Origin of the sequence: Halorubrum yunnanense (assembly GCF_026586675.1) — an archaeon.
Lineage (GTDB): Archaea > Halobacteriota > Halobacteria > Halobacteriales > Haloferacaceae > Halorubrum > Halorubrum yunnanense.
Genome location: NZ_JAODIX010000031.1, coordinates 30,904 through 44,553 on the forward strand (window position 1 = coordinate 30,904; position 13,650 = coordinate 44,553).

Here is a 13,650-nt window from a genome sequence, read left to right on the forward strand (position 1 = left end):
CGTACCCCAGGAAAATTACTTAGGGTCACCGCGGAAACTCTCGGACGGGATGGACGAGTACGAGGGGATAGACGAGATCGTACACGAGCCTACTGAGGCGTTCGCCGAGTCGACGAACGTCGCCGCGTTCATGGACGAGTACGGGATCGACGACTACGAGGCGCTGATCGAACGCACCACCTCGGAAGTCGCCGGCGAGCCCGAGTCCGGCGTCGACTGGTTCTGGGACGAGGTCGTCGACTACCTCGATATCGACTTCTACGCCGACTACGATGCGGTCCGAGACGACGCCGACGGGCCGCAGTTCGCCGACTGGTACCCCGGCGGCGAGATCAACGTCGCGCACAACGTCGTCGACCGCCACGCCGCGGCCGACGCCCCGAACCGCGACCGAGTCGCGCTGATCTGGGAGGGGGAACCCGGCGACGTTCGGGAGGTGACCTTCCGCGAGTTGGCCCGGCAGACGAACCGCGTCGCCAACTACCTCGACTCGGTCGGCGTCGAGACCGGGGACACCGTGGGGCTGTACATGCCGATGGTGCCCGAGGTCGCTTCGATCCTCTACGCCTGCCTGAAGGTCGGCGCCATCGCGGTGCCGATCTTCTCGGGGTTCGGCACCGAGGCGACGGCGACCCGGATCGCCGACGCCGAGCCGGCGGTCCTGTTCACGGGCGACGGCTTCTACCGCCGCGGGAGCGAGGTGCGGCTGAAGGCGACCGCCGACGAGGCGATCGCGGACGCGGGGCACGTTGAGCACACCGTGGTGTACGACCGCTTGGGCGCGACGCCGGCGAGCGACGAGGGCGGCGAAAGCGACGCGGCGAGCGCCGCCACCGATCCGGCGGGCGCCGCCACCGATCCGGTCCCGTGGCATCCCGACCGCGACGCCACGTGGGACGAGGCTGTCGCCTCGCGACCGACCGACTACGAGACGAAGCGACTCCCCAGCGACCAGGCGTCCATGCTGCTGTACTCCTCGGGGACGACGGGCGAGCCGAAGGGGATCGTCCACACCCACGCGGGCGTCCTCACGCAGTGCGCCAAGGAGATCCACTTCGGCTTCGACCGGAAGCCCGGCGACCGCTTCTTCTGGGTCTCCGATATCGGCTGGATGATGGGGCCGTGGACGCTAATCGGGAACCACGCGTTCGGCGGCACCGTGGTGATGTACGAGGGCGCGCCGGACCACCCCGAGCCCGACCGCTTCTGGGAGCTGATCGACCGCCACGGGATCACGCAGTTCGGCATCTCGCCGACCGCGATCCGCGCGCTCCGGAAGCACGGCAGCCGTCGGACGGGGTCCGACGAGCCATCCGACTCCGAGGGAGTCGGAGACGACGAGTGGGTCGAGGGCCACGACCTCTCCTCGCTCCGGATCTTGGGTTCGACCGGCGAGCCGTGGGACCCCGAGTCGTGGCGCTGGTTCTACGACGCGGTCGGCGGCGGCGACTGCCCGATCATCAACATCTCCGGCGGCACCGAGATCTGCGGCTGCTTCCTGATGCCGATGCCGAACCGGCCGCTGAAGCCCTGCACGCTCGGGGGCCCCGGGCTCGGGATGGACATCGACATCGTCGACGAGGCGGGAGAGTCCGTCAGGGAGTCGGGCGAGCGCGGCTACCTCGTCGCCCGCGACTCCTGTCCGTCGATGACGAAGTCGCTGTGGTCCGGCGACGAGCGCTACCTCGAGGAGTACTGGTCGACGTGGGAAGACCTGTGGGACCACGGCGACTTCGCGCAGAAGGACGACGACGGCTTCTGGTTCCTCCACGGGCGCGCCGACGACGCCCTGAACGTCGCCGGGCGGAAGGTCGGCCCGGCCGAGATCGAGGGCGTGCTCATCGACCACGACGCCGTCAACCAGGCGGCCGCGGTCGGCGTTCCGGACGACACGACCGGCACCGCGGTGGTCGCGTACGTCGTCCTCGAACCGGGCGTCGAGCCGGGCGACGACCTCCGCGCGGAGCTGCGCGCGCTCGTGGGCGAGGAGCACGGGAAGCCGTTCCGGCCGCGCGAGTTGCTGTTCGTCGACGCCTTTCCGAAGACGCAGTCCGGGAAGATCATCCGGCGCGCCATCGAGTCGGTATATAAAGGGGAGGACCCCGGTGACCTCTCGTCGATGGAGAACCCGGAGGCGTTGGCGGACCTCCGCGACGCGGCCTGACGGTCGCGACGGCAGCGCTATTCGGCCGCGTCCGCGACCGCCGCCGCCAGCGCGTCGTAGTCCGGCTCCTGTCCGGCGTTCTCCGCGAGCCAGCGGTACGTCACGACGCCGTCGCCGTCGATCACGAAGACGGCCCGCCGTGCGACCGTGTCGACGCCGTAGTGGTCGAACGACTCGATCACCTCGTACGCCTCTATCGCGCGGTGGGCCGGGTCGGCCACGAGCGCGAACGGGAGCTCGTACTCCGTCCGGTAGGCGGCCAGCGCGTGCGGGAGGTCGGTGCTCACGCCGAACAGGGTGCAGTCACCGCGGTCGAACCCGTCTCGGAGCGCCTCCATCTCGTCGGTGCAGGTGTTCGAGAAGGCGGCCGGAAAGAAGGCGAGCACCACGGGCTCGTCGCCGAGGTGGTCGGCCAGTCGGAACGGCTCGATGTCGTCGTCCACGAGCGAGGCGGTGAAGTCGGGGGCGTCGTCGCCGACGGCTGTCATACCCGTCGGTTGCGCCGCGGGCGTATCACGGTTTCGCCGTCCGCCGGTCGGGTCACCGATACGGTGGAATTTCCGGGGGCGTTGCCCCGCTAACGACGACCTCGCGTCGGCTCACCGAGGCAAAAAGACTATAATCGCAAGCGGGCTACAGCCGGATAGAGATGGCAAGTGCGATTCCACTAATCGGCGGCATTCCGGCGGGCCCTGAGCTCCTCATTATCCTGCTCGTGCTGGTCCTCCTGTTCGGAGCGAACAAGATTCCGAAGCTCGCTCGGTCGACCGGCCAGGCGATGGGCGAGTTCAAGAAGGGACGCGAGGAGGTAGAGGACGAACTACAGCAGATGCAGGGCGACGAGGACTCGGCGGTCGAGGCGGACTCGACGGTCGACGCCGACTCGACCGTCGACCGGGACGCGATCGTCGACGAGGACGAGGACCTCGAGACCGAGAAAGAGACGAGCGCGTAGACCGCCCGGCGACGCCGACCGATCCCCGCCGCGACATCTTCTCCACCCGCGTTGGGCGCGTGGCCTAGCGGACAGGGCGAGAGGTTCCTAACCTCTCGATCGCGGGTTCGAATCCCGTCGCGCCCGTATCTCACTCCGTTCGATACGGGCGCGACTGGCTCCACGCTCGCTCACTCCGTTCGCTCGCGTGGATCCCGCCGCGCCCGCTACCTGCGAACGAAATGAGCAGTAGCGGCACAAGCGGGATTCGAACCCTATCAGTCGCGCGCAGCGAGCGAGCACGTCTGATTCCGGTTCGAATCCCGTCGCGTCCGTTCCTTCGCTTCGCTCAGTCACGGGCGCGACTGGCTCCACGCTCGCTCACTCCGTTCGCTCGCGTGGATCCCGTCGCGCCGCACCTTTTTAAAAAGAATCGTCTAATCGCGGGAACGACCGCCACGCGAGCCACACCGCTCCGACGGCGATCGCGAGCGTCGCGCCCGCCAGCAGCGGGCCGGGCTCGTACAAGAGGGGCGGGTGGTAGCCGAGCCCGTAGTCGAGGGCGACGTTGCCGACGGCGAGCGCGAGCGCGAGCCCCAGCGCGCCGCGGGTCGTCCGGCCGAACGCCGGGAACAGCAGCGCGAGGCCGACGAAACAGAGGTGCGTGCCGAGCACGCCCCAGTAGTAGATCCACGCGTCGGGGGCCGCGACGTACCGCGAGAAGGCGAGGTTCAACGACACCAGCGGCCAGAGGCCGAACGTAACCAGCCAGACGAACGCGAGGGTGTGGAGGTACGCCAGCGCCCGTGACGTCCGCGCGTCGGCGACGCGGCCACCGCGGCGCACCGCGGGTACGAGGCTTAAAAGGACAACTCCGCCGAGCGCGACTGCGACCGCCGAGTCCGCGTACAACGGCCACAGGGGGACCGGTACGTCGCCGGCGGTCGGGGCGTAGTAGCCGATTCCCACCGCGAGCATGAACGCGACGAACGCGAGCACGACGCCGAGGCTCCGAGGCGTGCCGAGCAGCTCCTCGGCGATCGCCGCGCGAACGCGACGGCGCACGGCCGGTCGTCGGAGGCGACCGAGCGCGTCGCGGACCGAAGCGTCGTCTGGGGATGCCACGCCGTCGCTTCGGCGCGCATTGACCTAAAAGCCGACCCTCTCAGTCGGTGATTATCAGTCCCGGGGTTTTGCGAGACACCTTTTTCAACGGTCGACCTGTTTTCGCACGCATGGCAACCGAGGACGCCGAGCGCTCGCCGCAGTCGCCCGACGAGGCGGCGGCGGAAGCGCCGCTGGCGTCCGTCGCGCCCGTCACGCGCGGCCGCTACTCTTGGCGGTCGTTCCTGACCGACCGCGGCCGCGCCGACGCCGCGGCGGAGCTGTACGCGGACGTCGGCGAGGAGCCGGCAGTCCCGGCGAGCGCCGTCGCCGCGCACGCCGAGAGCGGCGCCGACCGCGTGCTCCGCGCGTCGGGCGTCGGCGAGCCGTTCGTGGCCGACGGCGACACGCCGGTCTCCGGTCACGGGACGCCGGACGCGGGGACGTTCGTGGTGGGCGAAGACCACGTCGTGCTCACCGGTGACGCCGTCGTCCCCGACGGCACATCGACGGCGGCGGTGGACTCCGGGGCGTTCCAACCGTCGGGCGACGAGGAGGAGGACCCGACCGGCGACGAGGGGGAAACCGACGATACCGACGGGGAGGCCGTCGAAGACGCCGAGCGCGACGGTGCCCTCGACGACGACCTCGGAGACGGCGACGCCGCGGACGATCCGAACGGCGAGACCGACAGGTTCGACTCCGACACGGCCGAGTCCGACGACGAGCCGGGGATCGAAGTCGGCCCCGACTGCGTCACCGGAACGGTCGCCGTCGCCGCCGCCGACGTCGAGGCCGTTCCGAGACGCGCGCCGACCGCCGAGGAGTGGGCGCGCGTCGACGTCGACCCGAGCGAGTCCCTCGGGTTCGAACCGTCGGAGACGGGGTACCGGGTCCGGGCGGCCGCGGCCGTCGGCGACGTTCTCTGGGACCTGTGTGCGGCCCGATACGACCCGTACTCGGTGCCGGTGCTCAAGCGGTACTACACGTGGGACGACTACCGCGACGAGTACTTCCTCGACGAGGAGGGAACCCCCCCGACCGACGAGGACGAGGAGCCCCTCGAGTTCACCCACGAGGACAAGACGGACGCGCTGGGGTTCGACCCCGACCGGACCGAGGAGCTGCTGGGCGCGGGCGGGGGAGCCGCCGACGAGCTCGCCGACCTAGTCGACGAGCGCACGGTGAACGTGAACCCCGAGGTCGACGAGGACGAGTTCTTCTCGACGGCCGGGGGCGACACCACCCTCGCGAACCGGTACGACTTGGAGAAGGCGGTGCCGATGCCGAAGAAGACCCACTTCCGCGAGATCGAGCGGTACTGGGTGAACAAGCCGTACGCGTTCGTGATCGTGTTCCGCTCGACAAAAGAGAACGAGGTGAAGTACTACGCGGTCCAGCCGTACCGGACCGAGATCGAGACGGACCTCGTCGAGTTCCTGACCGGGAAGCTCCGGACCTCGATCAAGTACGCCGACGAGGGGATCGCCGGCGGCGACGAGGAGTTCCGCAAGGACGTGATCGTCGACGAGGCGCTCACCCTCCTCGACCGGTACGAGCTCTACGAGCGCGAGGCGGGCGACCGCGGGGTGATCGACGACCTCGTCGACGAGGCGGTCGATCGGTTCGGCTTCGACGTCACGGAGGGGATCGCCGCCCGGATCTCCGAGTCGCTCGGCTACGAACCCCCGACGGAGTCGGAGCCGGCACCGGCGAAGATCCTCGCTCGACCCGAGCCCGCGGTGCTGGCCGAGGACCCGGAGACCCTCTCCGAGCACCAGGTCGAGAAGCTGCTGTACTACCTCAAGCGGGACTTCATCGGCTACGAGCGCATCGACCCGATCAAGTACGACATCAACGTCGAGGACATCTCCTGTGACGGGTACGACTCCCCCGTCTTCGTCTACCACTCCGACTACGAGCAGATCATCACCAACGTCTACCACGGGACCGACGAGCTCGACGACTTCGTCGTGAAGCTCGCGCAGCGCTCCGGGAAGGGGATCTCGAAGCGGCGCCCGCAGGTGGACGCCACCCTGCCGGACGGCTCCCGCGCCCAGCTCACGCTCGGCCGCGAGGTGTCGGACCACGGCACCAACTACACCATCCGGCAGTTCAACGAGATCCCGTTCACGCCGATCGACCTGATCAACTGGAAGACATTCTCGCTCGACGAGATGGCGTTCCTCTGGCTCTCGATCGAGAACCACAAGAGCCTGATCTTCGCGGGGGGCACGGCCTCCGGGAAGACCACGAGCCTGAACGCGGTCTCTCTGTTTATTCCCTCGAACGCCAAGATCGTCTCGATCGAGGACACCCGCGAGGTCGAGCTCCCCCAGCGCAACTGGATCGCCTCCGTCACCCGCCCCTCTTTCTCCGACGACGACAAGGGCGACATCGACGAGTTCGACCTGCTGGAGGCCGCGCTCCGCCAGCGCCCCGACTACATCGTGATGGGCGAGATCCGAGGCGAGGAGGGCCGGACCGCCTTCCAGGTGATGTCCACCGGTCACACCACCTACACCACCTTCCACGCCGACACGGTCGGCGAGGTGCTCAAGCGGTTCACGACCGAGCCGATCAACGTCTCGAAGACGATGTTCACCGCCCTCGACCTGGTCTCCGTCCAGACGTCGACCCGGGTGCAGGGCAAGAAGGTGCGCCGGAACAAGTCGCTCACCGAGATCAACCACTACGACGCCGAGAACGACGAGATCAACGTCCAGGACGTGTTCCAGTGGCAGGCGGAGACGGACGAGTTCCTCCAGATGGGCGACTCGAACACCCTCGAGGATATCATGTTCGACCGCGGGTGGAGCCGCGAGACGCTGAACGACGAGCTCCGGAAGCGGCGAGTCGTGCTGGCGTACCTCATCGACCGCGAGCTCAACAGCTACGCGCAGGTGGCGGCGACGTTCCAGGCGTTCATCAACGACCCCGAGACGGTGCTCGCACTGATGGCCAACGAGGAGCTGGAGCGCTCGCTGGAGGACCTCCGGGAGATGGAGTCCGTCCTCATCAACGTCGACCGCGACAAGGAGGAGATGGTTCCCCGGCCGGACCCGGACGAGGCGGGCCGCCGGGAGGTCGAGCGGATCCTCGCCGAGGCCGAGGACCTGTTCGCCGAGTACCGCGGCCGGATGCCCGACTCCGTCGCCGACGCGCTGCTTGACGTGGCCCCCGCTCGCGACGTCGAGGCGACGCCCGACGCCGACCACGAGACCCTCGCGGAGACGGCGCGCGAGGCGTCCGCGCTCCACCCCGAGGCGGCCGGTCCTGAGCGGCCAGAGGCCGACTCGGACGGCGCAGGTGCGCCCTCCGACGGAGCGCCGACCGACGCCGACACGAGCGTCGCGGCCGACGGCGTCGAGCCCGAGGGCGACCCTTCGTCGATCGAACCCGTCGCCGACGAGGACTTCCGGGGAGTTGCCGACGCCAGCCCGGTGGACGGCGGTCCTCGCGTCGGCCCGAGCGACCGAACCTCGGGCGGAGACGGACGCACGGAGGCGACGAACGGCTCGGCGCCGGGCGACGGCCGCTCGGAGGTGGACCGGACGGAGGCGACGAACGGTTCGGCACCGGGCGACGGCCGCTCGGAGGTGGACCGCACGGAGGCGACGAACGGTTCGGCCCCGGGTGACGACCGCTCGGCGCCGGACGACGGCCGCTCGGAGGCGGAAGGCCCCGACCCGGACGGCGAGGGCGACGAGATCGACTTCGACGAGCCGTTCGCGGAGGGGGTCGACGTGTTGGACCCGGCCGCCGAGGAGAGCGACGAGCCCGAGGAGCCGCCCGAAGACGAGGATGAGACCGGGGACGAGGGCGACGACATCGACGACTGGGGGTTCGGCACGGTCGAATCCCCGGAGGAGCGGTAGCGCCGTGTCCCCCACGAGGTGGGTCGCGTGAGTCTCGACACGGGGGTCGGCGACGGCTCCGCGGACGGCGACGTCCTCGCGGCGCTGTTCTACCCTGTCTTCGAGCTGCTGTTCGACGCCGACGGCGACTTCGTCGGGGACGTCGAGCGCAAGCTCGCGGAGGCGCGGATGCCGGACCAGGTGGAGATGTACGTCTCCCGGGCGCTCGGCGCCGGGCTGCTCGTCGGCGGGCTCCTCTGGGCGCTCGGGACGCTGCTCGGGTACGGCGCGTTCTCGCTCGGGCTGGTCGCCCCGAGCTCGCTGTCACTCGGCATGCCGGCGCCGACGCCGGCGATTCGGAACCTGCTGCGGTCGCTGGTCGTCCCGACCGCGGTCCTGATAAGCGGGCTCGTCTTCGGCTCGCTCGGGTTCGCGCTCGGGTTCGGCGGCGTCGTCGCGATCCCCTACTCGCGGGCCTCCTCGCGGGAACGCGAAATCAACCTTCTGCTCGCGGACTCCGTCTCGTTCATGTACGCGCTCTCGGTCGGCGGGCTCAACCAGCTTGAGATCCTCCGCGCGATGGCGACGGCGGAGGACACCTACGGCGAGGTCTCCCGCGAGTTCCAGAGCATCGTCAACGAGACGGAGTACTTCGGCACCGACTACCGGAACGCGATCCGCCAGCAGTCGATGGAGACCCCCTCCGACGAGCTCTCGCAGTTCCTCGCGGACATGCTCTCGATCGTCAACTCCGGCGGGGACATGGAGAGCTTCCTGGAGGACAAAAAGGAGAAACACCTCCGGACGTCGAAACAGGAGCGCGAGATGACCCTCGAGACGCTGGAGCTGTTCGGCGAGATGTATATGACGCTCTCGCTTTTTCCGCTCCTCCTCATCATCATCCTCGTCATCATGGGGATGATGGGCGAGGCCGACGACCGCCTGCTGTACGCGACGGTGTACGCCCTGATCCCGCTGACCGGGGTCGGCTTCCTCGTGCTCGTCTCAACGGTCAAGCAGGACGAGCCGGGCGACGGCTACCTCCGCCCCGACGGGGGCAGCGAGCGGCTCAGACAGACGAGCAAAGAGGGGCTGCTCCACTTCGGCCTGATCGAGGGGTTCGTCGGTCGCTTCGGGGTCTTCGACCGGATCCGCGAGCGGGAAGGGACGTACAAGACGATGCAGATCGTCTCGGCGCCGCACGTCTTCCTGCGCGACAACCCGCTGTACACGCTGGCGCTGACCGTGCCGGCCGCGATCGCGATCGTCGGCATCGCCGCGCTCACCGGCAACGCGCCGACGACCTTCGACGGGTGGGTCGCCCGCCCCGTCTGGTCGGCGTTCGTCTGGGTCTACGTCCCGGCGTACCTCGTGTTGCTCCCGCTCGCCGCCTTCCACGAGTGGAGCCAGCGCTCGAAGCGGGCGATCACCGGCAAGCTCTCCGAGAGCCTCCGGAAGCTCTCCTCGGCGAATGACACCGGCCAGACCCTGCTGGAGTCGGTCCAGACGGTCTCGGAGACGTCCACGGGGCAGCTCGCCGAGGAGTTCGAGGTGATCCACGCGAAGGTGAACTACGGGATGAGCCTCCGGGACGCCATGGTCGAGTTCAACAACAAGTACGCGGTCCCGCGGCTCGCCCGGACGGTGAAGCTCATCTCGGAGGCGCAGGAGGCTTCCTCGCAGATCACGGACGTGCTGACGACGGCGGCGCAGGCCTCCGAGAACCAGGACGACATCGAGCGCGATCGCGTCTCCCGAACCCGGATGCAGGTGGCGATCATCGTCATGACGTACGTCACCCTGCTCGGCGTGATGGCGATCCTCCAGACCCAGTTCATCGACGTGATGGGCGACCTCTCCTCGCAGGCGGACGGCGGGGGCGGGGGCGCGGGCGCCGGCTTCGGGGGGGGTGGCGGCGTCGACCCCGACGTCCTCTCGATGCTGTTCTTCCACGCGGTGACCCTGCAGGCGGTGCTGTCCGGCTTCATCAGCGGCTACATCCGCAACGCCGACATCATCTCCGGCGTCAAGTTCGCGGTGGTCCTGATGACGCTCGCGCTGGGGGTGTGGATCTATGTCGGGTGAGCCGCGGACGCGGGGGCCCGCGTTGGGCGAAACGGCCCGCGCTCAGACCCCGATCGACTTCGCCATCGGCGCGAGCGTGTTCCTGCTGACGCTCGCGTTCGTCGTCGCGTTCGTCCCGACGCTGTTCGACCCGTTCACCGCGGCCGACACCGCCTCGCCGCTCGTGAGCGATCGCGTCGCGGCGGGGCTCGCCGGCGATCTGCTCGCGGCGTCGCCGGCGGAGCCCGGCGTGCTGTCGCCGGCCTGCACCGTCGCCTTCTTCGAGTCCAACGCGACGCTCGGGACCGACGCCGACTGTCACCCCGCCGCCGCCGAGAGCCCGACGGCTCACTTCGGGATCGACGGCGACGTCCAGGTCGTGATCCACGCGCTCAACGAGACCCGTCCGAGCGAGAACGCGTCGACCCTCACGATCCCGACCCGCCACGGGACGTTCGAGGACGTCGAACTCTCCCGCTCGACGGACGGCGGGGGCGCGACCGGGGGCGGCGACGTCACCGTCTCGCGGCGACTCGTCTCGCTCGACGGGACGCAGTACCGGCTCACGGTGCGGGTGTGGTGACCATGTTCCGGAGCGACGACCGAGCGCAGGCGCACACTCTGGAGGCGTTTGCGGCCGCGATCCTGCTCGTCGCCGGGCTCGCGTTCGCGCTCCAGGCGACCGCCGTGACGCCGCTCTCCGCCAGCACCTCGAACCAGCACATCGAGAACCAGCAGCGGGCGGTCGCGACCGACCTGCTGGCGACGAGTGCCGAGAACGGGGACCTCCGGGAGGCGCTCCTCTACTGGAACCCCGAAAACGGGACGTTCGCGGGGGCTCACCCCGAGTTCGGCACCTACACCCGCGCCGGGCCGCCGAACGGGTTCGGCGAGGCGCTGAACCGCACGTTCCTCGACAGACGGGTCGCGTTCAACGTCGAGGTCCGTCACGGCGACCGGAACCGGACCGAGGTCGTCGACATGGGGTCGCCGAGCGACAACGCCGTGACCGCGACCCGCGCGGTGTCGCTCCCGGACGACGCGAACCTGACCGCGCCGGGGTACGAGGAGACGACGCTGGCGGGGCTGGCCGACGGGAACGACTCCGGCGCGTTCTACGCCGCGCCCGACGGCGACGGCGCGGTGTACGACCACGTGGAGGTGCGAATTACCGTATGGCGGATGTGAACGCTCCGCCTCCGGCGAGCGGCCGATCCGACGGCTCCGGGCGGTTCCGCGATGCCGACCGCGGGCAGCTCCTGCTCGTCGCCGGGCTGGTCATGGCCGTCTCGCTGGTGACGCTCGTGATCCTGTTGAACGCTACCATCTACAGCGAGAACCTCGCGACCCGCGGCGTCGAGGCGGCCGACGGCGAGGCGCTGGAGGTCAGGGCGGCCGCGGTCGAGGGGGCCGGGTCCGTCGTCGACGCGACCAACCGGAACGCCACGAACGAGAGCACGCACGCCGAGGTGCGAGACGGGGTGAGCGACGGAATCGCCGCCCTCGACGAGGACCTCCTCCGCACCTACGCGGGGAGAGGGGGGACCCTCAGCCTCGAGACCGACTCCTCGGCGATCCGGAACGGGAGACGGATCGACGCTGGGATTCCGGAGACGGCGAACGAGACCACCGTCGCCGGAGGGGTCAACCGGACCCGTGGGCTCGTGCTCGACCTCAACGCGTCGGCGCTCGCGGAGACGAGCGCGGCGTCGGCCCCCGACGACGCGTTCCACGTCGTCCTCAACGCCTCGGGGGGCGGGACCGATGAGGTCTACGTGTACCGGAACGAGTCGGCGACCGACCTGGTCACGGTCGCGGTCGGCGACGACGGAGACCCACCGTCTGTCCTCTGTGAGATCGGCGCGAGCGGGGACGACCGGGTCGCGGTCGACCTCACCGGCGGGCGGCTCGGCGGCGAGCCCTGTCCGGGGCTCTGGCCGACGGCTCTCGTCGACTCGGGGGACGCGTACGACGTGGGCGTCGAGAACGCCGACGCGGCCGACGGCGAGCTGACCGCGACCGTCCTCCCCGAGTCGGGCGACGCCGTCGCCTCGGACCTCGACCCCACGGCCGCGGTGTACGACGCGGCGATCGACCTCCGATACCGGACCGCGGAGCTCCGGTTCGAGACGACGATTCGGGTCGCCCCGGGTGAGCCGGATGCGTGACCGGGTCGGCCGCGGCGGACGGCGAGGCGGTTCGGGAGACCGAGGGCGCGATCGCCGCGCCGGGCCCGATACGAGCCGTCTCCGCGACGACGACCGCGGCGTGAGCGTCGCGGTCGGGTACGTCCTCACCCTCGCGATCGGCGCGGTCGTGCTCTCGGGGGTCGTGATCGGCGTCGGTGGCGTCGTCGACTCGCAGACTGACCGGGCCGTCCGCGGCGAGCTTGACGTCCTCGGGGAGACCGCCGTCGCGAACCTCGAGAGCGCCGACCGCCTCGCGCGCGCGGCGACCGAGGACCGACCGTCGTCGGGTATCGACCCGGCCGTCTCCGTGGCCGTCGACCTTCCGACCCGGGTCGCCGGCACCCCGTACCGGATCGAGTTCGGAAACGAGAGCGTTACCCTGCGAACCGACGCCCCGGCGGCGAGCGTCGAAGTGCCACACGCCGCGCGCCTGGACGTCGCGCCGACGAGCGTGCGGGGCGGACCGCTTCGGATCGCGTACGTCGACGACGGGGCCGGTGACGGCGAGTTGGAGGTGACGGAGCGGTGACCCGGCGCCGTCGGCCGAGCGTCTCGATCGGCGGATCGGACGGGTTCGCGGGGGACGAGCGGGGCGTCAGCGACGTCGTGGGGTACGTTCTCGTGTTCTCGCTCATCACGGTCACGATCGGGTCGGTGTTCGCGGTCGGGATCACCGGTGTGGAGGACAGACGGGAGGCCGAGCAGGTCGCGAACGTCGAGCGCGCGTTCGACGTGTTCGACGACAACCTGCGTGACATCCAGCGCTACGACGACCCCGGCAGGTCCACCGAGATCAGGCTCAGCGGCGGCACGCTGTCGCTGTCCGAGACGACGACGGTGACGCTGACGAACGAGACCGGCGACGTCGTGCTCCGGCGTGAGCACCGCTCGCTGACGTACGCGAACGGCGACGCGACCGTCGCGTACGAGACGGGCGCCTGGTTCCGCGGCGACGGCGACGGCGCGGTGATGCGCTCGGAGCCGCGGTTCGTCGCCGCCGACAACAGGACCACTCTGCCGCTCGTGCTGCTGTACCCCGGGGACGACGACCCGACCGTCCGGGGCGACGGGACCGTGCAGGTGGCCGCGAGCCGCCGCTCGACCACCGGCCCCGACTACGCGACGGCGAACGACGCTCCCTACCAGCTCCGGATCAATTCGACGTACGCCGAGGCGTGGGAGCGGTACTTCGATCGGACGGACGGGTTCGCGGTCAACGGGACGGCGACGGACGCCGCCGACGGCGCCGTCGTCGTCGATCTCACTGACGACGAGGCGGTGTACGCCCCCCGGATCGCGCTTGACATCGCGTTGCGTCGCTGACGGGACGCCGTTCCG

At 69.9% G+C, this 13,650-nt stretch carries 11 protein-coding genes and 1 tRNA gene; 10 read left to right on the forward strand and 2 right to left on the reverse strand.

Annotated features, from left to right (window positions below; genetic code table 11):
* Positions 1–49: 49 nt before the first annotated feature.
* Positions 50–2,164, forward strand: a complete 2,115-nt coding sequence (locus tag N5096_RS08445; protein WP_267663945.1) for an AMP-binding protein — start codon at positions 50–52, stop codon at positions 2,162–2,164.
* A gap of 17 nt (positions 2,165–2,181) precedes the next feature.
* Here N5096_RS08445 and N5096_RS08450 read toward each other — a convergent pair whose 3' ends face one another.
* Positions 2,182–2,652, reverse strand: coding sequence for a redoxin domain-containing protein (locus tag N5096_RS08450; RefSeq protein WP_267663946.1), 471 nt, complete (start codon positions 2,650–2,652; stop codon positions 2,182–2,184).
* 161 nt (positions 2,653–2,813) lie between these two features.
* Between N5096_RS08450 and N5096_RS08455 the strand changes: the two genes are divergently transcribed.
* Together N5096_RS08455 and N5096_RS08460 are read left to right on the forward strand one after the other, a co-directional pair.
* On the forward strand, positions 2,814–3,119 hold the full coding sequence (locus tag N5096_RS08455; RefSeq protein ID WP_267663947.1) for a Sec-independent protein translocase subunit TatA/TatB: 306 nt from the start codon (positions 2,814–2,816) through the stop codon (positions 3,117–3,119).
* Positions 3,120–3,172: 53 nt separating this feature from the next.
* A tRNA-Arg gene (locus N5096_RS08460) sits at positions 3,173–3,245 on the forward strand.
* Positions 3,246–3,521: 276 nt separating this feature from the next.
* Here the strand turns inward: N5096_RS08460 and N5096_RS08465 are convergent.
* Positions 3,522–4,223 (reverse strand): DUF1405 domain-containing protein, encoded by a 702-nt coding sequence (locus tag N5096_RS08465; RefSeq protein ID WP_267663948.1) that lies wholly within the window; start codon positions 4,221–4,223, stop codon positions 3,522–3,524.
* 110 nt (positions 4,224–4,333) lie between these two features.
* Between N5096_RS08465 and N5096_RS08470 the strand changes: the two genes are divergently transcribed.
* From N5096_RS08470 to N5096_RS08500, 7 genes are all read left to right on the forward strand, one after another.
* Positions 4,334–8,080, forward strand: a complete 3,747-nt coding sequence (locus tag N5096_RS08470; protein WP_267663950.1) for an ATPase, T2SS/T4P/T4SS family — start codon at positions 4,334–4,336, stop codon at positions 8,078–8,080.
* Positions 8,081–8,107: 27 nt separating this feature from the next.
* Positions 8,108–10,144, forward strand: coding sequence for a type II secretion system F family protein (locus N5096_RS08475; protein WP_267663952.1), 2,037 nt, complete (start codon positions 8,108–8,110; stop codon positions 10,142–10,144).
* Positions 10,134–10,706 (forward strand): DUF7287 family protein, encoded by a 573-nt coding sequence (locus N5096_RS08480; RefSeq protein ID WP_267663954.1) that lies wholly within the window; start codon positions 10,134–10,136, stop codon positions 10,704–10,706. The genes N5096_RS08475 and N5096_RS08480 overlap by 11 nt, the downstream gene beginning before the upstream one ends.
* Before the next feature lie 2 nt (positions 10,707–10,708).
* Entirely contained in the window at positions 10,709–11,311 is a 603-nt protein-coding gene (locus N5096_RS08485) for a DUF7288 family protein (RefSeq protein WP_267663956.1), read from the forward strand.
* On the forward strand, positions 11,299–12,291 hold the full coding sequence (locus N5096_RS08490; RefSeq protein ID WP_267663957.1) for a DUF7261 family protein: 993 nt from the start codon (positions 11,299–11,301) through the stop codon (positions 12,289–12,291). The genes N5096_RS08485 and N5096_RS08490 overlap by 13 nt, the downstream gene beginning before the upstream one ends.
* 100 nt (positions 12,292–12,391) lie before the next feature.
* The gene (locus N5096_RS08495; RefSeq protein WP_267663958.1) at positions 12,392–12,841 is read left to right on the forward strand and encodes a DUF7266 family protein; all 450 of its coding nucleotides are present in this window, start codon (positions 12,392–12,394) and stop codon (positions 12,839–12,841) included.
* Positions 12,838–13,635, forward strand: coding sequence for a DUF7289 family protein (locus N5096_RS08500; RefSeq protein ID WP_267663959.1), 798 nt, complete (start codon positions 12,838–12,840; stop codon positions 13,633–13,635). The genes N5096_RS08495 and N5096_RS08500 overlap by 4 nt, the downstream gene beginning before the upstream one ends.
* Positions 13,636–13,650: the final 15 nt, after the last annotated feature.

Coding starts and splice junctions, on each gene's coding strand:
- N5096_RS08455 (WP_267663947.1), top strand. CDS start 2,814: ATGGCAAGTGCGATTCCACTAATCGGCGGCATTCCGGCGGGCCCTGAG.
- N5096_RS08450 (WP_267663946.1), bottom strand. CDS start 2,652: ATGACAGCCGTCGGCGACGACGCCCCCGACTTCACCGCCTCGCTCGTG.
- N5096_RS08445 (WP_267663945.1), top strand. CDS start 50: ATGGACGAGTACGAGGGGATAGACGAGATCGTACACGAGCCTACTGAG.
- N5096_RS08485 (WP_267663956.1), top strand. CDS start 10,709: ATGTTCCGGAGCGACGACCGAGCGCAGGCGCACACTCTGGAGGCGTTT.
- N5096_RS08470 (WP_267663950.1), top strand. CDS start 4,334: ATGGCAACCGAGGACGCCGAGCGCTCGCCGCAGTCGCCCGACGAGGCG.
- N5096_RS08490 (WP_267663957.1), top strand. CDS start 11,299: ATGGCGGATGTGAACGCTCCGCCTCCGGCGAGCGGCCGATCCGACGGC.
- N5096_RS08480 (WP_267663954.1), top strand. CDS start 10,134: ATGTCGGGTGAGCCGCGGACGCGGGGGCCCGCGTTGGGCGAAACGGCC.